The following is a 25,394-nucleotide window of genomic DNA, read 5'->3' as shown; positions in this document are numbered from 1 at the left end:
GCCAGCAGGACAGAAAGGTCATTCTGGGTAGTTCTACCCACCGATTTCGGACGACTTTTCACCTTTGTCCTCGGTAGGGTGCTCCGGTTGCGCCTGTGTGGGCCGTCCGGGCGAGCAATCTTTCGTGGAATGGGGAGGACGCATGAGCCTGGTCTCACGCGCGTTGAAGAACCGTCGATCTGTTGTATCGGCCGGTGTGGTGACCTTGTTCGGGGTGGGGCTCGTGAGCTTCGCGTTCCTGTACGAGGGCGAGTCGACGGCCGACGTCGAGCTGAACGACTCGGGTGTCTGGGTGACGCGGACCGCGCAGGGCGAGCTCGGCCGGTTCAACTACGACGCGAAGGCCTTGGACGGCGTCCTGCTGGCCAGCGGCGGGAGCTTCGACGTGGAGCAGGACGCACAGCGCGTCCTCCTGAACAGCACGAGCAGCTTCTCCGCGAGCCCGGTGAACCCGGGGCAGCTGGTGCTCGACGGCACGATGAAGCTTCCCCCTGGCGCGCAGGTCGCCTCGGGCGCCGCGACCACCGCGGTCTACGACCCGGAGACGGGCAAGGCCTGGGTCCTCCCGTTCGACTCGACCACCTTCGACGAGAAGAAGCTCAAGCCCACGGTCAAGGCAGGACCGGGTGGAAAGGTCGCCGTCAGCAACGACGGCACGGTCCTCCTCGCCGTCCCGAGCGACAGCAAGCTCTACACGATCCCCACCAGCAAGCAGGGCGTCCCCGAGAGCGTCGACGAGGTCGGCCTCCCCCTCGGCGCCGACGCCGAGGTGCAGGTCTCCGCGGTGGGTGACGAGCCGGTGGTGTTCGACCAGAAGGCCGGCACCCTGGTTCTGCCGGGCGGCGAGACGGTCAAGGTGGCCGAGGGCGCACAGGGCACGCTGCAGCAGCCGTCGAGCGGGACCGACAACGTGGTGGTCGCGACCCTGAACGGCCTGGTCGTCCAGCCGCTGGCGGGTGGGACCCCCACCCTGCACTCCCTGAAGGGCGGGGCGTCGAGCATCGCGTCAGCCCCGGTGCAGCTGGGCGGGTGTGTCTACGGTGCCTGGTCGGGTCCCGGTCAGGTCGTCCGGGAGTGCGCGGGCAAGGTCGACGACGTCCAGCAGGTGCTTGCGGGTGCTGACACCTCCACCAACCTGGTCTACCGCGTGAACCGTGAGGTCATCGTGCTGAACGACGTGGCGAACGGTCAGCTGTGGATGGCCGCCGACGACTTCGAGCTGGTCGACGACTGGGACTACATGGAGCCCAAGAAGGGCGACGGTGACAAGACCGAGTCGGAGCAGACCACCGCGATGCAGGTCGACCACTTCGTGGCTGACCGCAACAAGGCCAACAACACGCCGGTGCCCGAGAAGGACTTGATCGGCGTCCGGCCCGGCCGCACCACCGTGCTGAACGTCCTGGGCAACGACATGGACAAGGACGGCGACGTGATGACGGCCTCGGTCGCCACGGCGCCCGAGGGCATCACCGTCAACCGCGTGCTCGGCGGAGCGGCCCTGCAGGCCGACGTGCCGGACGCCGCGACAGGTGAGACCACCTTCACGTACCAGGTGGACGACGGTCGCGAGAACGGCACGGCGACCGCCGAGGCCACCGTGCGGGTCGTGCCGCTCACGGAGAACAACCCCCCGGTCCAGCCCGACGGCGAACCCGTGCTCCAGGTGGGCCAGGACCGTCTGGCCAGCCTCAAGGTGCTGCCCTACTTCCAGGACCCCGACGGCGACGACCTCTACCTCTCCGACGCGACGACCGCGGACCCGCTGGACGAGGTGCGGTTCCGCCCGGACGGCACCGTCGAGTTCCGTGACGGCGGCAGCGTCACGGGCCTCAAGGTGGTCGACATCCGGGTCTCGGACTCGGCAGGCAAGGCCTTCGAGGGCAAGATGCACGTGGACGTCGTTGCCGCCAACGTCGCGCCGGTGCCCGTCCAGGACCACGTGACCGTGCTGACCGGTGAACCGGTCACCGTGAAGCCACTGGTGAACGACCACGACGCCAACGACGACACGCTGCGGCTGACGAGCGTCGCCGAGGCGGCCGGCGCCGGCATCACGCAGAACACGACGGCAGGGAACTTCAGGTTCCGGAGCGACCAGGCCGGCTCGTACGACGTGCCCTACTACATCTCTGACGGCATCGAGCAGACGATGGGTCTGGTGCGGGTGGACGTGGTGGACCCGCCGGAGGAGGCGGGTGCCCCGGTCGCCGTCTCGGACCAGGTGCTGCTGCCCACCGGCGGGTCCGCCCTGGTCGACGTCCTCGCCAACGACACCGACCCCGCGGGCGGCGTGCTGGTCGTGCAGGGCGTGAACGTGCCCACCGGCGCTCCGGTGACCGTGTCGGTGCTGAACCATCAGATCCTGAAGGTGTCCGAGATCAAGCGGCTCGGCGAGCCCGTCCTCGTGACCTACCGGGTCGCGAACGGCTCCGGTACGGTCACGGGTCAGGTGCGCGTGGTGCCCATCCCGACGGCCGAGCAGATGCGGCCACCGGAGGCGGGCCCTGACGGGGCGACCGTGCACGTCGGCGACGTGGTGACCATCCCGGTGCTGAAGAACGACAGCCACCCGGACGGTCTGGCGATGACGGTCACCGACGAGCTGCAGGAGGCACCGCCGTCCTCGCTCGGCGAGGCGTTCGTCTCCGAGAACACCGTGCGCTTCCGGGCCGGCCAGAAGGCCGAGGTCGTCCACGCGGTCTACGAGGTCGAGGACGCCAACGGCCAGAAGGACTCCGCGCAGGTCACCATCACCATCAAGGACGAGCCGGAGAACACCGCCCCGCAGCTGCCGGATATCGAGGCACGCGTGCTCAGCGAGGGCTTGGTGCGGATCCCGCTACCGCTGGACGGGGTCGACCCCGACGGCGACCACGTGACGCTCAGCTCCATCTCGGCGGCGCCAGGCAAGGGCACCGCCGAGATCGTGGACGGGGCCATCGACTACCAGGCGTCGGACACCACGGGCTTCGACACCTTCAGCTACCAGGTCACCGACACGCGCGGAGCGATCGGCCAGGGTGTCGTCCGGGTGGGTATCGCGGCGCCCCCGGCGTCCAACCAGGAACCGCAGGCGATCGACGACGAGACCACGGTCCGGCCGGAGCGCACGGTAGCCATCCCGGCGCTGCTCAACGACTCGGACCCGGACGGCGACCGGATCAGTCTGGTCGCCAAGGGCTTCGAGGGCACCAAGGACCTGGAGCCCAGGGCGGTCGACGACGACGTCGTGATCACCGCGCCCGGCAAGGCGGCGCCGTACTCGTTCTACTACGGGATCCAGGACATCTATCAGGCGGGCACCAGCGGCGCGATCACGCTGAACGTCGACCCGAACGCTCCGCTGCTGCGCCCCGTCGCGTACGACGACGTGGTGACGGCCGACGACGTCCAGGGCGCCTCCAGCGTCACGGTGAAGGTGCTCGAGAACGACTCCGACCCGGACGGCGTCGGGGCCGACCTGGGCGTCACGGTGGACCCGGGTCTCGAGGGAGTGACGGTCACCGACTCGAACGCGATCAGGGTCGAGCTCACCGAGGACGCCCGGGTCATCACGTACACCGTGACCGACATGGACGACCTGGAGGCCAAGGCGTTCGTGCGGGTACCGGGCAACCAGGCTCGGCCGCACATCAAGCCGGGCCTGGATCCGCTCAAGGCCTTCAGCGGCGATCCGCTCACCATCGAGCTCAAGGACTACGTGGTGGTCCGGGAGGGCCACAAGCCGCGCATCACCAAGGACAACACGGTCAAGGCCGTGGCGGGCAAGGTCGCCATGGTCGACGCGGACACCGTCGTGTACACCTCCGCGGAGGACTACGCCGGGGCGGCGTCGGTCAGCTTCGAGGTGACCGACGGCACCGGCCCCGATGACGCCAAGGGCCTGACCGCGGTGCTGACGCTGCCGATCGACGTCGTCCCCTCCAACAACCAGCCGCCGAAGATCACCGGTACGCCGGTGCTCGAGGTCGAGGCTGCCGAGACTGCGACGGTCGACCTGTCGCGGTACGTCAAGGACCCGGACAAGGATCCGCTGACCTTCGCGGTGCAGAGCAAGAACGGCATCACGATGGGGGTCGACGGCGCGACAGCGACCGGGGACGTCGACCCGGCGGTCCCCAAGGGCACGGTCGTACAGCTCCCGATGACCGTCTCCGACAACAGGAACCCGGCCGTCACCGCTGAGCTGACCGTCAAGGTGGTGCCGTCCACCCGGCCGGAGGTCAAGACGACCGACGACAAGGTGCCGAATGCGCACCAGGGCAAGCCGTCGACGGTCCCCGTGCTGGAGAACGACTCCAACCCGTTCCCCGAGACACCGCTGAAGGTGGTCGCGGCAGCCAGCGAGGCGGGCGGTGGCGAGGTGTCGTTCACCGACTCCGCAGTGGTCGTCACTCCCGACGACGACTTCACCGGCGTCATGACGGTGCGGTACACGGTGCAGGACGGCACCGGGGACCCGGACCGTCAGGTCGACGGCTTCGCGAAGCTCACCGTGCTGGGCAAGCCCGACGCTCCCCGTGCGCCCCGCATCGAGGAGGTACGTTCCGAGACCGTGGTGCTGAGCTGGGACCAGCCCAACAACAACGGCGCCGACATCACCGGCTACACCCTGCGCACCAACACCGGTCAGGAGCACAAGTGCGCCACGACCACCTGCACGTTCGACCGGCTGAAGAACAACGTCAAGTACAGGTTCACGGTCGTCGCGACCAACGAGGTGGCCGACTCGGCGCCGTCACCGGCGTCCCGCGAGGTGCGACCCGACGAGAAGCCGGAGAAGCCGGAGCCGCCGACGCTCAAGTTCGGCGACCAGAAGCTGACGGTCTCGTGGAAGAACAAGGCGTACACGGACCGGTCCCCCATCGAGTGCGTCAACCTGGAGATCAGCCCGCCGCCGACCGACAACGTGACCCAGAAGACGTGCGAGACCAGCAGTCCGGTCGTCTGGACGGGGCTGCAGAACGGCACCGCCTACACGGTGCGTGTCCAGGCGAAGAACGAGGCCGAGCAGCCGTCGGACTGGAGCGACCCGTCCGTGCCGGAGACCCCAGCGGCGAAGCCCGCCCAGCCGCTCGCACCGACCGCCACCAGCTCGGACACCTACGCCGGTGGTCAGATCACCGTCGCGTGGCAGGCCCCGGCCAACAACGGTGACGCGATCAGGCAGTACTACGTGACCGAGTACCGGGACGGGGTCAGGACCAGGAGGATGGCGGTGAGCGGCGCCCTCACCAGCACGGACATCCAGAAGCTGAGCACCGAATCGGCCTACAAGTACACGGTCGAGGCCAAGAACAAGGCCGGCACGTCGCCGGTCAGCCCGGAGTCCGCCGAGACGGTGCCGTACGGCACACCGGACCCGGTGGGCACTCCGACGGCCAAGCTCGGCTCGAACACCGACGGCCAGGTGGACGTGCAGTGGAACCGCATCAACAACTTCCGCGGCAAGGGCGGGTCCTACAACGTCCGGGCCAACGGCGGGACCGCCTACAACGCGGGCGCCAACCCGTCGTACACGCACAAGGGCCTGAAGAACGGGGAGTCGTACACGTTCCAGGTGCAGGCGTGCAACGCGAACGGCGCCTGCTCGGCCTGGTCGGGCTCGTCGAACGCGGTGTCGCCGTACGGTCCGCCGATCCAACCGACCATGGACGCCGTCGGCGGGATAGGGAACGTGTCCTTCACGTGGGACGCGGACGGGTACAACGGCGTGAACACCAGGGTCCAGGTGACCGGGGCGGTCAGGAGCACGGTCAAGGCCGCCACCGCGACAGCGAACGGCAGCCCTGGTCAGACGCTAGAGGCCTGCGTCACGGTGACCGACGACTACGGGAAGACCAAGCAGGCCTGCAAGTCGGCCAAGGTACTGGAGCCCAGGGCGTGGGTGACGGCGGCGAACAACGGGCCGCACCCCGGCACCCGCTACTGGGTGGTGAACTGGCAGGGCTTCGACGCGACCAGCGAGGTGGCGTGCTGGGCGGGTGACACGTCGCCCGAGGGGCCGCGGGAGTGGCACGACATCCACGAGAGGTCCGATGGGACGCATCCCATGACGTTCGCCGACAGCCCAAAGTACCCGATGAACGGCGCCTCGGGCTCGAGACAGCTCTCCTGCTGGATGGGCTCGAGCTACAACGGGACGGAGGTCGCGTTCATGGTCGACGGTGTCCGGTACGAGACCAGGATCTGGAACGCCGGCTGACGCATGACGCCGGGCGGTCCGCACCGCCCGGCGCTCACGCCCGGCTCACCGTCCCGTCACGAGCGTGACGAGCGACCGGGCCGGCAGCTCCAGCCCCGTGGCACCGCGTGATCTGGTGGCGATCGTGTCGACCTGTTCCAGGTCGTGGTCGTTGTCGGTCAGGTAGGTCGTCACGGGGCTGAGCAGGTCGATGTCCGTGCTCACCGGCGCCGGGTCGAGGTTGAGGAGCTGCACCACGCGTGAGCCGTCCGGGTTCCGGTAGGCGGAGACCTTGAGGCCGTCCGTCTCGTGCTCGACGCCGAACCGGACGGCGCCCGGGTCGATGAACCGGCTGAACGCCGAGAAGACGTAGTACCTCGACGACACCCGGTACGTGTCCCCGGCGACGTCGGCCTGGATCAGCGAGGCGGACGCGCCCTGGCTCACACCGAGCCACCACAGGTAGGCGGTGACCTCGGCCTGGGCCAGGGAGTCGTGCATGTGCTCGGCCATGACTATGCCGTCGGTGGAGACGCCCAGGCCGCCGTCCCAGTTCTCGTTCCACCCGGCCGCAGAGGCCGACGACGCCCACTCCGACATCCAGACGGGCTTGTTCGTGTCAGCGGGCGTCGCCGACGGGCTGGCGTAGGAGTGCGCGCTGTACGTGTCGAGATACCGCCACGCTCTCCTGTCGGCCCTGAGGGCCTCGAGGTACGGCTTGCCCTGCTCCCAGCCGAACGAGTCGCAGCACACGACGCCGTAGCCCGCCCGCTTCGCGACGGGGCCCACGATGCCGGTGAACTCCGCCGCCTGCGCCGGGGTGAACAGCATCGACTCGTAGCTCGCGGTCCAGTCCGGCTCGTTGGTGAAGGCGATGCTCTCGATGTCGATGCCCTCCTGGGCGTAGAAGTCGGCCCACGCCACGAGGTAGTTCGCGTACGCCTTTGTCCAGTCGCCGCTCGCACAGGTGGCGCCCGCGAGACCGCACAGCGCACCGCCCCGGACGGCCGAGCCGTTGGTCTTCATGTAGGCGGGCGCGGTCCAGGCGTTTCCGTAGAAGCGCTCGACGCCGCGCGCCTCGGCCTCCTGGGCGAACCAGACCGAGCCGTTGTCCCACCCGTCCCACTGGTACTGCGGCTCGGCGTCCGGGCCGCCCGGATCCTCGGGCTGGATCGAGAGCATCACGTCGTAGGTGTCGTGGCTCTGTCCGCCGATCCCGATCCGCAGGATGTCCGGCGCGGCGCCGTCCCTGCCCAGCAGGAGGTCGAGCGCCTCCGAGCGCTGCGGCTCCGAGATCTGGTGCAGCAGGGTGGCCCGCTGGAACGCGCTCGAGAACCCGAACCCCTCGACGGTCTGGTGCCGGTCCCCCGGCCGGAGGTCGACGGCGGTGCCGGGGCTTGACCGGTCGGCGGCAGCGAACCCGGCTGCGCCAGGCGCCAGGACCGCTCCCACGAGGCAGGTGGCGGCCGTCGTGGCCAGGACAACGGAAAGTGCTCGTCTCATGGTGCTCTCCTTTGAGCCCTTGGGGGTCGCCTTCCTCACGTGCACCGGTCACGCTATCCCGGGAGCAGCCACTTTGAAAACGTTCTCTCTCTGTTCTCTCCCGGACGAGTTCTCGTTCAGGACCGGGCTCGCCGGGGGCCGCTGTCCCAGCGGCTACCGCGCCGGCCCAGACCGGTGCCGCCCCAGCGGGATCACGAGCGGCGTACCGCTGCGGGGGTCGGCGATCACGTCGCACGGCAGGCTGAAGACGTCCTCGACGATCTCCGCCGTCACCACCTCGTCGGGAGTGCCTTCGATGACTATGCGGCCGTTCTTCATCGCGATGAGGTGGTCGGCGTAGCGGCAGGCGAGGCTCAGCTCGTGCAGCACCATGAATATCGTCTTGCCCCGGTCGCGGTTGAGGTCGACGAGCAGGTCGAGCACCTCGATCTGATAGTTCACGTCGAGGAACGTCGTCGGCTCGTCGAGCAGGAGGATGTCGGTGTCCTGCGCGAGCGTCATCGCGATCCACACCCGCTGGCGCTGTCCGCCGGAGAGGTCGGCGACCCGGCGGGACACGAGCTCGGCCGTTCCGGTGGCCTCCAGCGCCTCGTCGACGGCGGCGTCGTCGGCCGGGGTCCAGCGGCGGAACCAGCCCTGGTGCTCCCCGCGCCGCGTATCACGGCGCTATCTTGACGTCTTGTAGAGATATGCGTGACCCTCGTAGAGGGCACCAGCCCCGCACGAAGTCCGTTTCGTTACATCCCGTGCACGTCCAGGCAAAGGAGACAACGATGAGCGACAACCCTCAGCTTCTTCATGTGGCCACGTTCTGCGGCAAGTGCGACTGCGGCTGCCCGGAGCTGTTCGTCGACCCGAGCGCCGAGCCAGAGAAGCAGATAGTGATCACCGACGACTTCGGTCAGCGGATCCAGATGAGCCACGACCAGCTCGCGGACCTGGTGGAGCAGGCGCGCAGCGGCGCGCTGGACGCGGCGGCGCTCCAGCCGGCGTGACGCCTGACCGTCCGGCCTGACGACCGGCCGTTCCGTCCGGGATCCCGGACGACGCAGAGGTGGCTGTCCACGAGCGGGTGGGCCGCCACCTTTGCAGTATGGTCCTGCCAGGAGGGCAAAATGTCAGGCAGGACCCCGGCAGGCAGGACCCGCGAACGCGGACAGCTCGAGGCAGAGGTCATGCGAATCCTCTGGAGCCACGAGGACGCGATCGGAGCGAGGGTCGTCCAGGAGAGCTTCGAGGACGAGCACGTCCCGGCCTACACGACGCTCCTGACGGTGCTCGACCGCCTGCAGAAGAAGGGCGAGGTCGTCCGGATCGCGACCTCCCCACGGAAGGTCCGCTTCCGGCCCACCCGTTCGGACGGCGAGCGCGCGGGAGCGGAGATGCTGTCCGTGCTGGAGAGCACCGGCGACCGCGAGGAAGCGCTCGCCCGGTTCGCGGACCACCTGACCGCACGGGACGCCGAGATGCTGGAGCGCGCGCTCCGGCCGAGGCACACGGAGCGGCAGCGCGCCGGCTGATCCCGCGCCCGTAGGGTCCGGGCCGATCAGCTCGCGAGCATGAGCCAGCACATCGCGGCCATCCCGAAGCTCATCGCGGAGCCGGCCAGCAGGTCGGAACCGGCGTGGGCCCGCACCGAGCCGCCGTCGCGCAGGTGCCGGAGCAGGCCGACCAGGAAGACCGTCCCGCCGACCACGAGTGCCGCGAGCAGCAGCGTGCCGCTGACCGTGGACCAGCCGCCCGGCTGCGCATGAGCCACCGCGTGGTCCGTGTGGTGCGCGCGCCCTGCCCCGTGCCCCGTCGCGAGCGTTCGCGACGCCGTCAGGCCAGGATGCATGACCACCACCGCCCAGACCATCGCCAGCATCATGACGGCGTGCACCGCCTGGGTCCCGGGACTCTCGTGGTGGCCGGCCGGCTGGCCTCCCGCCGTCGGGCCCCCCGCCGCCGGGCCGCGCGACAGGGCATCGGCCTGGTGCCAGCCGGCAGCCGCGGCGAAGAACACCGCGGCCAGCACGAAGAAGGCCAGCTGCGGCGGCGCGGGCAGCCGGACCCACCACGGCCACACCATCGCGACCATGACAAGGTTCATGCCCAGGTGGCACAGGTAGCCGGTCATCGCGAACGCCTGGCGAGAGGTCACGAGACGCCACAGGGAGTGCGCGGCGAGCGCGGCGAACAACACTGTCACGATCCACTGCACGGCTGGGTCCGACGGCACTGGCGCCCCCGCGTTCTCGACTAGCGACAACAGCGATCAAACCGCCGCGACAGTACCACGTGATGTAGAGATGGCGTCGAGCTGAGGCAGTGACGAGGGCAGCGAGCAAGCCCCCGGACCCTGCGGCCTACCGCCGCTCTGGCCCCTCACCCTGTTCCACCAGGCCGATGACCAGCGGAGAGCTCGCCCGGCGCCTACTACAGGGCCAGGGCCGGAGTCCCCCAGGAGTCACCACCGGGCTTCGGGCGCAGGACGCCTGGGGGACCAGAGACTCCGACCCTGTCTACTCGGTGACGAACGTCCTGATGCTCTGAGCCGGGAGCTCCGAGCCGAACGAGCCGTTCGTCATGACCACCCTGTTGTACGGGGCGAGCGTCCAGTTCGCGTCCGTCACCCAGGTCGAGAACGCGCCGGAACCCGCCCCCTCCACGCTGAACGGGAGATAGACCCCGGCGGAGGTCTTGTTGATCGCGACGATCACGAGCTTCGAGCCGTTGGTGAACGCGGTGACGAAGACGTTCGGCTCGGGGTTCGCGGTCGCCGTGACGCGCCAGTAGCCGGGGCGCACCCACTTCGAGAAGTGCGCCATGTTCGCGCCACGCTTGCTGATCTGCCCGTCCTCGCGCATCGGCCCGTACGAGCGTCGGATGTACCACCACACGTACGCCTGGAACCGGCCGTGCAGGAGGGCGTTGTGCATGTTCTCGCCGGTGGCGAGCGCCTGCGGCCACAGGTCTGCCGAGTCGGTGCTGTTGGGGTGGTAGACCTCCGTCATCCACAGCTCCTTGCCCGCACCCTTCTGCACGAAGAGCGGGTAGGCGAGGTCCGCGGTCGGGGTGCCGTACAGGTGCGCACCGAGGATGTCGACATTGGCCAGCGCCGCGGGGTCGTTGAGGATCGGGTCGGAGAGGTTCTTCCGGTACTGGAACGACTCCGGGGCGATCACCCTGGCGTCGATAGACCCGGCGTTCTCACGGAGGAACCGGACGATCTCGGCCGGCGTCCACGCCGTCCAGTCGTGCGCGTAGTCGGGTTCGTTCTGGACGGAGATCCCGTAGAGGGGCACCCCGCGGTCGCGCATGTAGCGCACGAAGTCGTTGAGGTGCCGGGCGTAGTTGCCGTACTGGTCGTAGCGCAGCCGCTTGCCGCCGGAGAAGGTCTCGGTCATCGCCGCCGGCGGGTTCCAGGGCGACGCGAAGACCTTTGCCCCCAGCTCGGTCGCGCGCTTGGCCGTCGCGACCTCGCCGGCCCACCTGGCCGGGTCCTCGTGGACGGGGATGCGCAGGATCGTGAAGCCGAGCTGCCCCGCACCGTTCCCGAACGCCGTCTCACGCTGTGCCGCCGTGAGGTCACTGATCCAGGCCGTGTGGTTCATGCCGCCGAAGCCCTGGATCGTCTGCTGCCGGATCGACGGCTGGACGAGCACCTGGGCCGCGGCGGCAGGCTGCGCCGACACCAGGCCGGCCGCACCCACCGCGGCGGTGGCGGAGAGCGTGAGGAAGGCCCGCCTGCTGACGGGGTCGAAGCGCGGCTCGTTGATTCTCCCGGGAAGCAGCATCATTGCCCTCTCTGTCGTCGGAGCGCTGTAAAACGTTATCCATTCGACCGCACCGCTCGCCGTCGAGCAGTGGGGCGCGTACCTCGCGGACGGCCGGGCTCCGTCACCCGGCTGCATCTGACGAACGGTACGGCGCGCACGATACGCGCCTAGCCGCCGGACGTCGACCATGGCCTGGGTCATGGTCGACGTCCGGCGGCGTCAGGCAGCGGCGTCAGTCACTCGTCGGCACCCAGCTCCAGCGCGACGGTGACGTACGAGTGCGCGGGCACGTCGAGCTCGAGGCCGCGCGGGTGCCTGCGGATCTCCTCCAGCTTGCGCGGCGCCACCGCCTCGGGCTGTTCGGGCGTGTTGTGGCCGTGCAGCTCCGGCGCCGTCAGGATCTGCGCCGAGAAGCCGACGACGTCACGGCCGCGCAGGTCGAGGACCACGGTGCGCGCCTGGGCGGCGTCGAGGTGGGACAGCGAGACGTACGCCGTCGATCCCTTGGTGGACGCCGAGGCCGACAGCAGCTGCATCTCCTTGCCGTCGACCGCACGCGTCGCACCCGGCGCGACGACGTGCGCGGCGAGCGACGTAGCGTCGTGGTGCGGGGCGTTCATCGCGAACACGTGGTACGTCGGGGTGAGCACGAGTGCGCCGGTGTCCGGGTCGGTGAGGATCATCGCCTGCAGCACGTTCACCGTCTGGGCGATGTTCGCCATGACCACCCGGTCCGCGTGCCGGTGGAACGCGTCGAAGTGGACGCTGGCGACCAGCGCGTCGCGCAGCGTGTTCTGCTGGTACAGGAATCCGGGGTTGGTGCCGGGCTCGACGTTCCACCACGTGCCCCACTCGTCGACCACGAGGCCCACGCGCTTGTTGGGGTCGTAGCGGTCCATCACCGTGCTGTGGCGGGTGAGCAGCTCGTTCATGTGTCCCGCGCGGGACAGGGCGAGGTACCACTCGTCCTCGGTGAAGGCGGTGGCGCTGCCCTTGTCCTCCCAGGGCCCGGTCATCGTGTAGTAGTGCAGCGAGATCCCCTGGAACGGCCCTGCCGGCCCGTCGGCGCCGTCGAGCGGGCCGAAGGACTTCATGAGGACCTCCGTCCAGTGGTAGTCGGAGTCCGAGGCGCCCGCCGCGATGCGGTACACGTCGTTGCCCGCGTGGTTGCGCACGTACGTCGAGTACTGCCGCGCCAGCGAGGCGAACTGCTCGACCCGCAGGTTGCCGCCGCAGCCCCACGCCTCGTTGCCCAGGCCGAAGAACGGCACCTTCCACGGCTCGTCCCGGCCGTTCTGCCGGCGTAGCGCCGCCATCGGGGAGTCGTCGGCGCGGGTGAGGTACTCGATCCACTCGCTCATCTCCGCCACCGTGCCGGAGCCCACGTTGCCGCTGATGTACGCGTCCGCCCCGAGCAGCTCGCACAGCGCCATGAACTCGTGCGTCCCGAACGAGTTGTCCTCGACGACGTCACCCCAGTGGGAGTTGACCATCCGCGGGCGTTCCGCACGCGGGCCGATACCGTCGCGCCAGTGGTAGTCGTCGGCGAAGCATCCGCCGGGCCAGCGCAGGTTCGGGATCTGGAGCGCTCGCAGGGCCTCGACGACGTCGAGGCGGATGCCGCCGACGTTCGGGATCTGCGAGTCCTCCCCCACCCAGAACCCGCCGTAGATGCAGCGCCCGAGATGTTCGGCGAAGTGCCCGTAGACGTGCCGGCTGATCGTGGGTCCCGGCAGGTCGAGATCGATCACCACACGGGCAGGCTCGGTGGACAGCTGGTTGGGCAGCTCAGCGGGCAGCTCAGTGGGCATGCGAAAGGCCTTCCGGACGCAGGGTTTCGACCGAGGTATCGTTTCCTCAAGGGCGCAGAGGAGCCGCTTTGACAGCCCGTTTTACTGGTCCTCGTCGCTGCGGTAACGATTCCCTCGGCGGATGCGGATGTCAAGAGGCGTCCTGCGGCCGAGACAGTGAGGAAGGTTCGTATGAGTACCGGCCCACGTGCGGTGACCATCGGCGACGTGGCACGGGCGGCACAGGTCTCGACCACCACGGTGTCGAAGGTGATCAACGGGCTGCCCCGGGTCGCGCCGCGGACCCGCGAGCGCGTGCTGGACGTGGTCGCCGAGCTCGGCTACCAGGCGAATCCCACCGCGCGGAACCTGCGAGCGGGCCGCACGGACGCCATCGGCCTGCTGGTGCCAGAGCTCGACCGGCCGTACTTCGGTCAGCTCGCGACCCGCCTCGCCGACGCCCTGGAGCCCACCGGCAGGCACCTCGTCGTCCAGCGCTCGGGTCTGAGCCGGGCCGACGAGCTCGCTGCGGCCTCGTTCGCCCGCCTCCGCATGTACGACGGTGTGATCATCACCGTCGTCGGGCTCAACCCTCCCGACCTGGAGCAGCTCAACTTCCGGACGCCGGTGGTGCTCGTGGGCGAGCGTCCGCTCCCGCGGACGTTCGACCACGTGATGATGGACAACGTCGAGGGCGCAGCGACCGCCACCGCCCACCTGCTCGAACGAGGGTCCCGGCGTATCGTGATGCTGGGCGGGCGACAGGGCACGACGGAGCAGGACATGCCGACGCTCCGCACGCTCGGCTACTACAAGGCGCACGCCCGCCTGGGCGTCCCGCTGGACGAGCGGCTCGTCGCACCGATCCGGCTGCTGGACATGGCGTCCGGTTACGCGGCGGTCCGCCGTCTCGCCGACGACGGCGTCGCGTTCGACGGCATCGTCGCCGCCACCGACGTCGTGGCCATCGGTGCGCTGCGGGCCCTCGGCGACCTCGGGATCCGCGTGCCGGCGGACGTCCAGGTCGTCGGGTTCGACAACATCGACGAGACGGAGTTCACCAAGCCGCGGCTCACCTCTGTCGACCCCGGCAACGAGCAGATCGCCGCCACCGTCCTCCGGTTCCTGGAGTCCCGGATGGCCGCTCACTCGGGTGAGCAGCCTGAGGCGGCGGACGAGCCGACCGTCGAGGTGACCATCCCCGCGCGGCTCGTGGTCCGGGAGTCGACGCGGCCCGCGTAGCAGCCGGCCGAGCGCGCTGGTGCGTGTGGCAGGGCTCCGGGTGACACTGGAGGGCCACCGTCCCGAACCTCGCCGGAGGCGCCCGTGCAACAGGTCACCGCCGAACACGGCCTCGTGCCGGGCGACGTGGTGCGTGTCGCTGCCGCGGGAAGCGTCGTCGTCGGCATCGTGACCTCCGGAGGGGTGGCGGGTGCGCTGTTCTTCCTCGTGCTGGGCGGTGCGCTCGTCCCGAGGTTCCTGCGGCTGCCGGCGGCCCTGGACCTCTCCTTCGGCGGGAGCCTCCTGCTGGCGGCGTGGGCGGCTCAGCTCGGGTGGTACGAAAGCGTGCCGTGGCTCGACCTCCTCGTGCACGCTGTGTGCACCGGCCTCGTCGCGGCCGTGGGTGTCATGGTCCTGATCCGGGCGCGGATGCTGGAGCTCGCCGGGCCCACGGCCCGGGCCGAGGTCGGCCTCGCCGTCACGACCGCGGGGATCGGTGCGCTGAGCGCGATCCTGTGGGAGCTCGGCGAGTGGGCGGGGCACACGTTCCTCGACGACGGCATCGACGTCGGGTACACGGACACCGTCACCGACCTCGCGGTCGGCCTGTTCGGTGCGACGCTTGCCGGGATCGCCCTCGCCTCCCGGGGTCCGACGTCGGGGTTCGGTCGTGACGCCTGATCTCGCGCCGACGGTCTCGGTGGTGATCCCGGTACGCGACGACGCGCGGGCGCTGGACGTGTGTCTGTCCCTGCTGGCGCGCCAGACCGTGGCCCCGCTGGAGGTCGTCGTGGTCGACAACGGCTCGACCGACTCGTCCGCCGCGGTGGCGCACCGCTGGGGCGCCGTGGTGGTCGGCGAACCGCACGTCGGGATCCCCGCCGCGGCAGCGACCGGGTACGACGTCGCGAAGGGCGCGGTCATCGCGCGGCTCGACGCCGACTCCCGGCCCGGACCGCGGTGGGTGCAGACCGTGGTGGAACGGATGTCCGCCGACGAGGGTCTCGACGCGCTCACCGGGACCGGCAGCTTCTATGACGCGCCACGGGGCCTGCGGACCGCTGTGTCGGTCGCCTACCTGGGGTCGTATTACGTGCTCTGCCACCTCGCGCTCGGGCACACCGCCCTGTGGGGTTCGTGCATGGCGATGCGCTCCGGCGCGTGGCGAGCCGTGCGCCGGGATGTCGTACGCGACGACTCGGAGGTGCACGACGACCTCGACCTGGCGTTCCGGCTCGGCCCCCGCCGACGCATCCGGCTCGACCGTTCGTGGCGGGTGGGGGTGTCCGCGCGCAGCCTGCGCGGGCGGAGGCAGCGCCGTCGGCGGCTCGACCGCGCCTGGCACACCCTGCGCGTCAACTGGCAGGTCTCCCCTCCGTGGGAGCGGTGGCGACGCCGTTGACCGGCGAGGCAGGCTCGCGGATCTTTCCCGGACAATACGGACAGGTTAAATTCACCCGCAGGTAGGTGTGTCGTCGGGTCCGCGTCGGGTGGGCGAGCCAGTATTCCCCCGGTAGTCCCAACCGAGAGGGGAACAGCGTGTCCGAGAACCACAGCACCGTGTCCATCCAGAAGCACAGCGCCGTGTCCACGATGCTCAGGATGCTCGTCGTCCTGACCGCCATGGTCGGCTTCGTCGCCGGCGGCGTCACCGTCGCAGCGCCGGCCGAGGCGAGCGTCTTCAACTCCTGCACGCACAGCGGCTGTGCGGAGGCGTACTCCTCGAACTCGATCTGGAGCTCCAAGGGCTACCCGAGCACGCGCGGCTGGGTCAGCTGGCCGGGCGGCCAGTGCAACTTCGCGGGCGGCGTGCACCGCAACTCCGAGGGCCAGCTGCCCGCCGGCCACTCGTACCTCGAGTTCGACGTCACGCCGCGGGCCTGCGGCGCCGCACGGCAGTCCTACCGGCTCGTGCTGGACCGCACCACCGGCGTCGTCTACTTCTCCCCCAACCACTACGGCGACTTCTACCGGATGTGACCCGGTCCCGTGCGCTGCGTCCGGCCCTGCCAAGGGCTGGACGCGGCGCACGGACCCGGCCTTCAACGGACGGATAGCCTCGGACCATGACTCGTGACCTCCCCGTGCTCGTCGTCGACGGGACGCGGTTCAGCGACCTCGACGGCTTCGCCCGCGAGTTCTCCCGCCTCCTGAACGGGTACACCTGGCGGGGAAACCTCGACGCCCTCAACGACGTGCTCCGCGGGGGGTACGGCACGCCCGACGGCGGCTGGACGCTGAGGTGGCTCGCCTCGGAGACGTCCCGGGAGGCACTCGGCCACGCCGAGACCGCCCGACGACTGGAGCGGCTGCTGCCCGGCGTCGATCCGTCGAACCGCGCGGCCTTCGAGGCGAGACTCGATGCGGCGCGCCGCGGCGAGGGCCCTACGTTGTTCGACGAGATAGTCGCCATCGTCCGCGAGCACGGGCCCGGTGGCTCGGAAGCGGCGGACGGGATCCTGCTCGAGCTGAGCTAGGGCTACGTCAGGTGGTCGAAGTCGCCCCGGGCCCAGGCCGCGTGGCGCTCCGCCGAACGCAGCACGACCTCGCGCGCGTCGACGGGGATGGCGCCGCGGAAGTTGTTGTAGAGCCTGTCGAACTCGAACCGCCTGACGTGGTGCGCGATCCGCAGCACGACCGCACCTGAGAGCGGGATCCGGTTCGGATAGCTGCGCATGAACGAGACCGACGTCCGGTCCGGGTTGGCGAAGATGGTGTCGCCACCCAGCAGCACGCCCTTCCCCGAAGCCCCGGCCGCCCAGTGCGCGACCGTGGAGCCCGGGAAGTGCCCGCCCGGTTGAGTCAGCGTGACGCCGGGCAGGATCTCCCGGTCGTCCTTCCAGAGCTCGACGGCGTCGTCGGTCCGGGCGAGCCAGCCGGCATCGGGCTCGCTCACGAGGATCGGCACGCCGCCGAGCCGGCGGCTCCACTCGACCTGCACCCCGTACATGTGCGGATGGCTCGCCACGATGTACGCCAGCCCGCCCATGCCCCGGACCGCGGCGACCGCCGCGTCGTCGAGGTAGGCCGGCACGTCGAACATCAGGTTGCCGCCGCTGGTGCGGACGATCTTCGCGGTAGGCCCGATGCCGACGTCTGGCATGGTGGTGAGGCCGTACAGGTCGGGCTCGAGCTCCTCGACGGCGATGCTCTGCCCGTCGGCGGTGAGCTCTTCCAGCGTGGTCCAGTGCTGCCCGTCGGCCGGCACCAGCTCGCGCTCGTCGGCGCAGATGGCGCACACGGCGGGCTGGTGCTCGTGCTCGACGCCGCACCTGGCGCAGATCCAGAACGTCACGCGACAGCTCCCCTCGCCCGCTACAGCGGGCGGCCGCCGGTCACGCCGATGCGGTCGCCGGTGATGTAGCTGGACTCCTGGGACGCGAAGAACACGTACGCCGGGGCCAGCTCGGCGGGCTGGCCGGCGCGGCCCAGCGGTGTGTCGGCGCCGAACTGCTCCACCTTCTCCTCCGGCATCGTCGCGGGGATCAGGGGCGTCCAGATCGGCCCCGGCGCCACCGCGTTGACGCGAATGCCTTCCGGCGCGAGCTGCTGCGCCAGCCCCTTGGTGAAGTTGAGGATCGCCGCCTTGGTCGTGGCGTAGTCGAGCAGCTGGGGGCTCGGCTGGAACGCCTGGATCGACGTCGTGTTGATGATCGACCCGCCCTTCGGCAGGTGGTCCAGCGCGGCCCTGGTGATCCAGAACAGCGCGTAGACGTTGGTCTTCAGCACCCGGTCGAGCTGGTCCGTCGTGATCCCGCGCAGCCCCTCGTCCTGGGACATCTGGTACGCGGCGTTGTTCACCAGGATGTCCAGGCCCCCGAGCCCGTCCACCGCGTCGACGACGAGCCGGCGGCAGAACTCCTCGTCCCGGATGTCGCCCGGCAGCAGCACCGCCTTGCGACCGGCCTCCTCGACCCAGTGCGCCGTCGTCCGGGCGTCCGGTTCCTCCTCCGGGAGGTAGGAGATCGCGACGTCGGCCCCCTCGCGCGCGAACGCGATCGCCACCGCTCGCCCGATGCCGGAGTCGCCACCCGTGATCAGCGCCCGCTTGCCGTCCAGCCGGCCGGATCCCCGGTACGTGGACTCTCCGTGGTCCGGCTCCTGCGACATGTCCCCCGTACGACCGGGCGGCTGCAGGTCGTCGGCCGGCTGCTCCGGCTGCGGGTGCTGGGTGGTCGGGTCCTGCGGCGTGGTCTGGTCCGACATGTTTCGCTCCCCTGTCGACTTCGCGCGGAGCGTCCAGCATGCAAGGAGCGGCGTCCACTCGCACCAGAACCGGTCCTCGACGAGCCGCGACCGACCTGTCGGGGTCAGGGGGTGAACGCCTCCTCGAAGGACGTGAGGAGATCGGGGGTCAGCTCACCCGTGTAGCCGCAGATGCTGACGATCCCGTCCCGCGCGGTCACCAGGTAGGCCTTTCCCTCGGTCATCTCCACGCTCTCCGACATCTCAGAGCCGGTCTTGGACACCCGCACCGTGGTGACGCCGTCCTCGCCGCCGCGGAACCAGCGGTCGACCTTCAGGACTGCGCTCGTGTCGCTGACCTCGACGGCTTCGGCCTGGAACGCCACCGGCATCTCCTGCAGGAACGCGATGTCGAACTCCGCGCATGCCTGGGACACGTCGGAGGCGGGCGCCTGCAGTGCCATCACCTGGGCCGCCGGAGGAGCCGGGTCCGGCGTCAGGGGCCCGAGCGCGATCGCCGCTCCGACTGCGCTCGTCGCGAGGACGGCCGCGGCAAGGCCGAACGCCAGCCGACGGCGCGGCCGGCTCGGCACGGCTGCACGGGCAGCGGGGTCGGTCGTAGAAGGGGTGGCGTGCTGGTCGACAGGGGTGTTCATGGTGCGCTCCCAAAGGGCTCGTGCCTGCGGTCCGGACGCGGCATCGACCGGTTGGCCGACCGCGGGGTCGCGGCGGGACAGGGCGGCCCTCAGCTCGTCGTCGTTCATCCGGCTCATCGGGCCTCCTCCTCGCTCACATGTACTTCCTGTCCCCCACCGGCCGAATCCTGTCGCGGGCCGTGAGACGCGAGGTATGACTTCATCCGTCGTCTGGCCCGCGACAGACGCAGGCTCACCGCGTTCGCGCTCGTTCCCAGGGCGACGGCGATCTCGCGGGGTGCCAGCCCTTCCCAGGCCCACAGCATGACGACCTCCCGCTCCTTGGCGGGCAGCGCCGCGAGCGCGGCGTGGAGGTGGTCCTGCCCGCCCTCGACGGCCGACCCGTCGCGGTCTGTCACCTGCAGCTCGTCCGCCAGCCGCAGCGTGAGCCGTACCCGGCGATGAGTGGACCGCCGCAGGTTCGCCACACAGTTGCGGGCCACGTTGTAGCACCACGGCAGCTCCGCCTCGGCGGGGACGTCGTCGAGCCGCCGCCACAGGACCAGCAGGGTCTCGGCCACGATGTCGTCGACGTCGGCCGGATCGACCCGGCGCATCACGTATCGATGTATCGGTTCGTGCACGAGCGCCGCGAGGCGCGTGAAGTGCGCCCGGCGGTCGTGCTCCTGTGGTGGGGCAGCGGTCATGTCACTCTTCTGTCCGGCACGGTCCCCAATCTGTCACCGTCCGAACCACGACGTCTTGCGGAACCCCTGTGGGGGAGCTAGTCGCGCGCCAGGTCGCGGAGAGCGGCGTCGGAGGCTGCCTGGGCGGCGCGGTCATAGGTGGAGCTGAACGCCACGATCTCCTGCGCCCCGGTGGCCTCCACCAGCCGGTCGAGGTGGCTCCGCACCGTGGCAGGAGACCCGATGGCGCCCTGCGCGAGCTGGGCCTCGACCCGCTCGCGCAGCTGGTTGGTCCAGGGCTGGGCGCGGATCGCCGCGACCGGCTCCAGCGGGCCGAACTCGCCCGTCTGCCGGGACCGGGCCATCGCCCACGCCTCCGGCAGGGCAAGGTCGCGCGCCTCGGCGTCCGTGTCCGCCACGAGGACGTCGAGCGAGACGGTCACCGCGGGTTCCGGCGCTCGGAGCGAGGGCCGGAACTCGTCTCGGTACGCCGCGAGCGCGTCCGGCAGCGACGGGCTGCTCAGCACGGGTCCACCGATGACCACCGGCAGCCCGAGCCGGGCGGCGACCGCGAGGCCCTTCCCGGTGGCGAGCACGAAGATCGGGATAGTCCGCTCGGCGACGGGCCTGGCGGTGACCGGCGCGGCGCCGTCGAGATGGTCGCGCAGCTCCTCGATGTCCTCCGTGAACGTGTCCGGGGCGTCCAGGCCGTGCCTCAGCGCGCGGCGCACGGGTGCCGTGAAGCCCAGGGTGCGTCCGACCCCCAGATCCACCCGGTCCGGGTAGAGGGCATCCAGCATCAGGAACTGCTCGGCGACGACCAGCGGCTGGTGATGTGGCAGCATCACGCCACCCGAGCCGATCCTGATGGTGGTGGTGTGGGCGCCGAGCGCACCGAGCAGGACCGGCGGCGAGGCCGAGGCGATGCCCGGCACGGCGTGATGCTCGGCGACCCAGAAGCGGTGGTAGCCGAGCCGTTCCGCCGACACGGCCCGCTCGATCGTGTGGGTCAGCGCGGCGATGTCGGAGTACCCCGCACGGGTGCGGGAACGGTCGAGCAGGGAGATCCTCACACGCAACCCAACCGCGAGAGCACCGGAGCGCTTCCCGCGAGAGGTCCCCGCACCTGGCGCGCCTCGCACAGCGTGTGAATCGTTTAGGTCGTTGACGGTGAAATCCGCCCCTCGCGACGATGTCCAGGCGCGTCGCACCGGGGCAACGGCGTGCCACGGCCCGACGTCGTCTCCCCGACCGTCTCCAGCGCTGAAGAGGTCCTCATGGCACACTCGTCCGGCACTCCCGACGCGCCGGCCCGCCGCAGGCGCGCCGCCGCGCTCGCCTCGGGCACGGCTCTCTCGCTCGCCGCCGGCCTGCTCGTCGCGTCGCCCGCCACGGGCGCGCCGGCCGCCGACCCGGCCTTCAACTACGCCGAGGCCCTGCAGAAGTCGATGTTCTTCTACCAGGCGCAGCAGTCCGGCGACCTGCCGGACGACTACCCGGTGAGCTGGCGCGGCGACTCCGGCCTGCAGGACGGGGCCGACGTCGGCAAGGACCTCACCGGCGGCTGGTACGACGCCGGCGACCACGTGAAGTTCGGTTTCCCGATGGCATTCAGCACGACGATGCTCGCGTGGGGCGCGATCGAGTCGCCCGAGGGATACACGCGGGCCGGCCAGCTCGACGAGCTCAAGGACAACCTGCGCTCGGTCAACGACTACCTCGTCAAGGCCCACACCGCACCGAACGAGCTGTACGTGCAGGTGGGCGACGGCGAGGACGACCACAAGTGGTGGGGCCCTGCCGAGGTCATGACCATGGATCGCCCGTCGCACAAGATCACCGCGTCCTGCCCCGGCTCCGACGTCGCCGCCGAGACGGCCGCCGCGATGGCGTCCTCGGCGATCGTCCTCCAGGACGACCCCGGGTACGCGAGCGAGCTCATCACGCACGCCAAGCAGCTCTACTCGTTCGCGGACACCTACCGCGGCAGCTACTCCGACTGCGTGACCGCGGTCGCCCCCTATTACAAGTCATGGTCCGGCTACCAGGACGAGCTCGTCTGGGGCGCCTACTGGCTCTACAAGGCCACCGGGGACGCGACGTACCTGGCCAAGGCCGAGGCCGAGTACGACAAGCTGGGCACCGAGAACCAGTCCAGCACCCGTAAGTACAAGTGGACGATCGCCTGGGACGACAAGTCGTTCGGCGCGTACGCGCTGCTGGCGATGGAGACCGGCAAGCAGAAGTACGTCGACGACACCAACCGCTGGCTCGACTACTGGACGGTCGGCGTGAACGGGCAGAAGGTGCCCTACTCCCCCGGCGGCCAGGCCGTGCTCGACTCGTGGGGCTCGCTGCGGTACGCGGCCAACACGTCGTTCGTCGCGCTGGTCTATTCGGACTGGCTCACCGACCCGACGCTCAAGGCGCGCTATCACGACTTCGGAGTCCGCCAGATCGACTACGCGCTCGGCGACAACCCGCGCGACTCGTCGTACGTGGTGGGCTTCGGCACCAACCCGCCGACCAAGCCGCACCACCGCACCGCGCACGGGTCCTGGCTGGACAGCATCGCCGACCCGGTCGAGACCCGGCACGTCCTCTACGGGGCGCTCGTCGGCGGACCGCCGTCGGCCAACGACGCCTACACCGACTCACGCCAGGACTACACGGCCAACGAGGTCGCGACCGACTACAACGCGGGCTTCTCCGGCGCCCTCGCGCGGCTGGCCAAGGAGTACGGCGGCACGCCCCTGGCGAGCTTCCCGCAGGCGGAGACCCCCGACCAGGACGAGGTCTTCGTCGAGGCGCAGCTCAACCAGCCGCCGAGCGGTACGTTCGTCGAGATCAAGGCCCTGATCCGCAACCGGTCGGCCTTCCCTGCCCGCTCGCTCGAGAACGCGAGGCTGCGGTACTGGTTCAACCTCGACGCCGGCGACTCCGCGGCCAACCTCGCCCTGTCGTCGAACTACAGCGAGTGCGGCCCGCAGACCGCCAGGCCCGTGCAGGCGTCCGGCAGCCTCTACTACGCCGAGCTCAGCTGCGCGGGACAGAACATCCACCCCGGTGGGCAGTCGCAGCACCGCCGCGAGCTCCAGTTCCGGGTCAGCGGCGGCACCGGCTGGAGCAACGCGAACGACCCGTCGTTCGCCGGCCTCAACTCCACCTCGCTGGTGAAGACGAAGGCGATCACGCTGTACGACGGCGGCAGGCTGATCTGGGGCACCGAGCCCACCGGCACGCCCACCGACACCACCGCGCCGGGCACCCCTGACCGGCCGACGGCGACCGCCGTCACCTCCTCCGGCGCCCGGCTCACCTGGCCGGCGGTGACGGACGACGGCGACCCGCCCAGCGGCGTCGCCGGCTACGACGTCTACCGCCTGCAGGGCACCACCGAGGTGCTCGCCGGTTCGTCCACCACTACCGCCTACACGGTGACCGGCCTGACCGCCGGCACGTCGTACTCGTTCGTGGTGCGTGCCCGGGACGGCGCAGGCAACCCGTCCGGCGCGAGCCTGGCCGTGACCTTCACGACGACGGCAGGCCCGACCGGCGGATGCCGGGTCAGCTACTCGGCGAGCACCTGGAGCAACGGCTTCACCGGCTCGGTACGGATCACGAACGACACCGCGGCGCCGATCACCTGGACGCTCGGGTTCACCTTCCCGTCCGGCCAGCGAGTGACTCAGGGGTGGGGGGCCACCTGGACGCAGTCCGGCACGGCCGTCACCGCGACGGGGTCGCCATGGAACGCCACGCTCGCGCCAGGGGCCAGCACGGACCTGGGGTTCAACGGCTCGCACACCGGCGTCAACACCAACCCGACCGAGTTCACGGTGAACGGCGTGGCCTGCGATCAGGCGGCGCCGCAGGCGAGGTGATTCGCCACCGGCTGCCGCCCATCTCGAACTCAGGATCCAAGCATTTCTCCGTATGAAATCCCGGGGAACCTTGACGAGGCCGCATGGCCCCTTTGCCGGAATTGCCGCGCGCAGGTTTCAGTATGCGCTTCTACACTCCCCGAAGGAGGCAGGCCCGAGGCTTCATCGATGAGCAGTCTCGAAGCCGAGAACGGAGCGGCGATGTCGGCACGGCAGAGATCCGGGTCTCCGGGTGCTCTCCGACGGCGCGGCGCGGCGGCAGTGACCGTGCCGGCGCTCGGAGCCATCGCGGCAGGGGACTTCATCGTCTCGGGCCACCCGTTCGGCTACGTCGTGGGCGGCGAGACCGGCGCGCACACCCCGACCGTTCCGGCCCCGCCCGACCAGCTCGCCGCGACCGGCGCCGACCTCCGGGGTCCAGCCGGCGCGGCAGTGGCAGCGGTCGTCCTCGGCTCGCTCCTCGTGTGGACCAGAGCACGGCTGCTGCGCCCGCCTCCTGGCGATCGGGAAGCCTAGGTGCCCGCCCGGACCCCAGCAGCCGCTGCTACGACCTCGGAGGCTCAGGAACACGCAACGCTACTCGGTTCGGCGGTCGGCGGGGCCGTCATCGCGCTGACCGCCGTGGTGTGGGGGCTGCTCTCCGGCTCGGGCATCATCCTGTTCGACGGGATCTTCGCGGCCGCCGGGATCGTGCTGGTCGCGGTGTCGATGCTGGCGGCGCACGCGGCCGGTTCCGAACCTACCAGCCGCTATCCCTTCGGCAGGCACGCGGCGACGCCACTGGCGGTCGCGATGCAGGGGGCCGCCCTGTTTGCCACGCTGGCCTACGGCGCTGCGGAGGCGACAGCAACCCTGGTGGCGGGTGGGTCCGACGGCGATCCGGTGCAACTGATCCTCTACGGCCTGGTCGCTGCGCTCGGCTCCTGGGGACTGTCGGTCTGGGTGAACCGCCGGGCGCCCGACTCAGGGCTGGCCCTCGCCGAGGTGGTCTCCTGGCGCTCCGGCGCGTGGCTCAGCCTGGCGATCGCCGGGGGTGGTGCGGTCGGCATGGTGCTGGACCGGACGCTGGGTCGGGGTGTCGCACAGTACGTGGACCCGACGCTGCTGCTCGCGGTCTCGGTGCTGCTCCTGCCGATGCCGGTACGGCTGATCCGGCAAGGAATGCACGAGCTTCTCGAGGGAGCGCCCGACACCGTGACCTCCGCACAGCTCGCCGACGTGATCGGTCAGGTACGAACAGAACACGATCTGCCCGAGCCGCTGGTGCGCGCGTCGAAGGTGGGCCGCCGGCTATACGTCGAGGTGGACTTCGTCGTCGAGCCGGGCACCTGGTCCGTCGACGCGGAGGACGACATCAGACGTGCTGTGGTGACCGGGCTCGAGGCCCTCCCGCTCGATGTGTGGGCGACGGTGGAGCTGACGACCGACCCCGACCTGGCGGCCTGACCTTCCCCGGCGATCAGAACTGGTGGTGGAGCAACACGTCGACGGGTCTTGCAGCAGGGACCGGCCGGGCTCCTCCACCATCCGGAGGCCGCGCTG

At 70.3% G+C, this 25,394-nt stretch carries 20 protein-coding genes and 1 pseudogene; 11 read left to right on the top strand and 10 right to left on the bottom strand.

Features of this window, described 5'->3' with window-relative positions; all coding sequences use genetic code 11:
- The first annotated feature begins 142 nt into the window (after positions 1 to 142).
- Positions 143 to 6,208 carry an Ig-like domain-containing protein gene (locus AB0I32_RS13435; protein ID WP_357506666.1) on the top strand — a complete coding sequence of 2,022 codons (6,066 nt, stop codon included), beginning with the start codon at positions 143 to 145 and terminating at the stop codon, positions 6,206 to 6,208.
- Between the two features lie 45 nt (positions 6,209 to 6,253).
- Here AB0I32_RS13435 and AB0I32_RS13430 read toward each other — a convergent pair whose 3' ends face one another.
- Together AB0I32_RS13430 and AB0I32_RS13425 are read right to left on the bottom strand one after the other, a co-directional pair.
- Positions 6,254 to 7,690: a glycoside hydrolase gene (locus AB0I32_RS13430; RefSeq protein WP_357506664.1), complete on the bottom strand. Its 1,437-nt coding sequence runs from the start codon at positions 7,688 to 7,690 to the stop codon at positions 6,254 to 6,256.
- Positions 7,691 to 7,843: 153 nt separating this feature from the next.
- Positions 7,844 to 8,332, bottom strand: a pseudogene (locus AB0I32_RS13425) (ABC transporter ATP-binding protein); the annotation flags it as partial.
- 131 nt (positions 8,333 to 8,463) lie between these two features.
- On the opposite strand from AB0I32_RS13425, the gene AB0I32_RS13420 reads away from it, so the two are divergent.
- Both AB0I32_RS13420 and AB0I32_RS13415 read left to right on the top strand, forming a co-directional pair.
- Positions 8,464 to 8,685: a hypothetical protein gene (locus tag AB0I32_RS13420; protein ID WP_357506662.1), complete on the top strand. Its 222-nt coding sequence runs from the start codon at positions 8,464 to 8,466 to the stop codon at positions 8,683 to 8,685.
- Between the two features lie 120 nt (positions 8,686 to 8,805).
- Positions 8,806 to 9,210, top strand: coding sequence for a BlaI/MecI/CopY family transcriptional regulator (locus AB0I32_RS13415; RefSeq protein WP_357506660.1), 405 nt, complete (start codon positions 8,806 to 8,808; stop codon positions 9,208 to 9,210).
- Between the two features lie 26 nt (positions 9,211 to 9,236).
- Here AB0I32_RS13415 and AB0I32_RS13410 read toward each other — a convergent pair whose 3' ends face one another.
- The 3 genes from AB0I32_RS13410 to AB0I32_RS13400 all read right to left on the bottom strand — a co-directional run bounded on the left by AB0I32_RS13410 (position 9,237) and on the right by AB0I32_RS13400 (position 13,262).
- Positions 9,237 to 9,881, bottom strand: a complete 645-nt coding sequence (locus AB0I32_RS13410) for a DUF5134 domain-containing protein (protein WP_357506658.1) — start codon at positions 9,879 to 9,881, stop codon at positions 9,237 to 9,239.
- A gap of 313 nt (positions 9,882 to 10,194) precedes the next feature.
- Positions 10,195 to 11,472 (bottom strand): glucuronoxylanase, encoded by a 1,278-nt coding sequence (locus tag AB0I32_RS13405; RefSeq protein WP_357506656.1) that lies wholly within the window; start codon positions 11,470 to 11,472, stop codon positions 10,195 to 10,197.
- Positions 11,473 to 11,687: 215 nt separating this feature from the next.
- Positions 11,688 to 13,262, bottom strand: coding sequence for an alpha-L-arabinofuranosidase C-terminal domain-containing protein (locus AB0I32_RS13400; protein WP_357506654.1), 1,575 nt, complete (start codon positions 13,260 to 13,262; stop codon positions 11,688 to 11,690).
- Positions 13,263 to 13,433: 171 nt separating this feature from the next.
- Here AB0I32_RS13400 and AB0I32_RS13395 point away from each other — a divergent pair, with 171 nt between their 5' ends.
- The 5 genes from AB0I32_RS13395 (at position 13,434) to AB0I32_RS13375 (ending at position 16,939) form a co-directional block, all read left to right on the top strand.
- Entirely contained in the window at positions 13,434 to 14,483 is a 1,050-nt protein-coding gene (locus AB0I32_RS13395; RefSeq protein WP_357506652.1) for a LacI family DNA-binding transcriptional regulator, read from the top strand.
- 84 nt (positions 14,484 to 14,567) lie between these two features.
- Positions 14,568 to 15,143 (top strand): hypothetical protein, encoded by a 576-nt coding sequence (locus AB0I32_RS13390; RefSeq protein WP_357506650.1) that lies wholly within the window; start codon positions 14,568 to 14,570, stop codon positions 15,141 to 15,143.
- On the top strand, positions 15,133 to 15,864 hold the full coding sequence (locus AB0I32_RS13385) for a glycosyltransferase family A protein (RefSeq protein WP_357506648.1): 732 nt from the start codon (positions 15,133 to 15,135) through the stop codon (positions 15,862 to 15,864). The genes AB0I32_RS13390 and AB0I32_RS13385 overlap by 11 nt, the downstream gene beginning before the upstream one ends.
- A 137-nt stretch (positions 15,865 to 16,001) precedes the next feature.
- On the top strand, positions 16,002 to 16,442 hold the full coding sequence (locus AB0I32_RS13380) for a ribonuclease domain-containing protein (RefSeq protein ID WP_357506647.1): 441 nt from the start codon (positions 16,002 to 16,004) through the stop codon (positions 16,440 to 16,442).
- 86 nt (positions 16,443 to 16,528) lie between these two features.
- Positions 16,529 to 16,939: a barstar family protein gene (locus AB0I32_RS13375; RefSeq protein WP_357506645.1), complete on the top strand. Its 411-nt coding sequence runs from the start codon at positions 16,529 to 16,531 to the stop codon at positions 16,937 to 16,939.
- A gap of 2 nt (positions 16,940 to 16,941) precedes the next feature.
- On the opposite strand, the gene AB0I32_RS13370 is transcribed toward AB0I32_RS13375, so the two are convergent.
- The 5 genes from AB0I32_RS13370 to AB0I32_RS13350 form a co-directional block, all read right to left on the bottom strand.
- On the bottom strand, positions 16,942 to 17,757 hold the full coding sequence (locus AB0I32_RS13370; protein ID WP_357506643.1) for a hydrolase: 816 nt from the start codon (positions 17,755 to 17,757) through the stop codon (positions 16,942 to 16,944).
- A 20-nt stretch (positions 17,758 to 17,777) separates the two neighbouring features.
- Complete coding sequence (locus AB0I32_RS13365; RefSeq protein ID WP_357506641.1) at positions 17,778 to 18,668, bottom strand: SDR family oxidoreductase; 891 nt, start codon at positions 18,666 to 18,668, stop codon at positions 17,778 to 17,780.
- 104 nt (positions 18,669 to 18,772) lie between these two features.
- Positions 18,773 to 19,420 (bottom strand): hypothetical protein, encoded by a 648-nt coding sequence (locus AB0I32_RS13360; protein ID WP_357506639.1) that lies wholly within the window; start codon positions 19,418 to 19,420, stop codon positions 18,773 to 18,775.
- Positions 19,417 to 19,989 carry a sigma-70 family RNA polymerase sigma factor gene (locus AB0I32_RS13355; protein ID WP_357506637.1) on the bottom strand — a complete coding sequence of 191 codons (573 nt, stop codon included), beginning with the start codon at positions 19,987 to 19,989 and terminating at the stop codon, positions 19,417 to 19,419. The genes AB0I32_RS13360 and AB0I32_RS13355 overlap by 4 nt, the downstream gene beginning before the upstream one ends.
- A gap of 77 nt (positions 19,990 to 20,066) precedes the next feature.
- A complete protein-coding gene (locus AB0I32_RS13350) occupies positions 20,067 to 21,041 on the bottom strand; it encodes an MsnO8 family LLM class oxidoreductase (RefSeq protein ID WP_357506635.1) in 975 nt (324 codons plus the stop codon).
- Positions 21,042 to 21,245: 204 nt separating this feature from the next.
- On the opposite strand from AB0I32_RS13350, the gene AB0I32_RS13345 reads away from it, so the two are divergent.
- The 3 genes from AB0I32_RS13345 (at position 21,246) to AB0I32_RS13335 (ending at position 25,298) form a co-directional block, all read left to right on the top strand.
- Complete coding sequence (locus tag AB0I32_RS13345) at positions 21,246 to 23,852, top strand: glycoside hydrolase family 9 protein (protein ID WP_357506633.1); 2,607 nt, start codon at positions 21,246 to 21,248, stop codon at positions 23,850 to 23,852.
- A gap of 168 nt (positions 23,853 to 24,020) precedes the next feature.
- Entirely contained in the window at positions 24,021 to 24,368 is a 348-nt protein-coding gene (locus tag AB0I32_RS13340; protein ID WP_357506631.1) for a hypothetical protein, read from the top strand.
- A complete protein-coding gene (locus tag AB0I32_RS13335) occupies positions 24,369 to 25,298 on the top strand; it encodes a cation transporter (protein WP_357506629.1) in 930 nt (309 codons plus the stop codon). It begins immediately after the preceding gene.
- Positions 25,299 to 25,394: the final 96 nt, after the last annotated feature.

Source organism: Promicromonospora sp. NPDC050249 (genome assembly GCF_040656015.1).
Taxonomy (GTDB): Bacteria; Actinomycetota; Actinomycetes; order Actinomycetales; family Cellulomonadaceae; genus Promicromonospora.
Note: the sequence above shows the minus strand (reverse complement) of the source record. Positions and strands in the feature narration are given on the sequence as shown.